General features: G+C 57.9%; 1 protein-coding gene. It reads left to right on the top strand.

From position 1 onward, the window contains the following. Nucleotides 1–285, top strand: a 285-nt coding sequence (locus tag KZZ07_RS26820; protein ID WP_219519998.1) for a copper resistance protein B, incomplete at both ends; no start/stop codon positions are given.

The following is a 285-nucleotide window of genomic DNA, read 5'->3' as shown; positions in this document are numbered from 1 at the left end:
ATTTCGGACCCGGCCCGCAGCGTACTGATGCTGTCATCGCGTTGCAGGCGCTCATGCCATATTCGTACAATGTGGAGGCAAGCCTCTTCTTGTCCAATAAAGGCGAGCTGAGGAGTCGCTTAGAGGCCGAGTATGACCTGCTGATCACGCAGAGATTGATCCTTCAACCTCGCGTCGAGCTTAATCTCTCCGCCCAGAACATCCGCGAGCTCGGCGTCGGTGCCGGATTGTCGACGGTCGAGGCGGGGCTTCGCCTCCGTTATGAGTTCATACCGGAATTCGCCC

Origin of the sequence: Mameliella sp. CS4, assembly GCF_019392335.1 — a bacterium.
Lineage (GTDB): Bacteria > Pseudomonadota > Alphaproteobacteria > Rhodobacterales > Rhodobacteraceae > Antarctobacter.
Note: the sequence above shows the minus strand (reverse complement) of the source record. Positions and strands in the feature narration are given on the sequence as shown.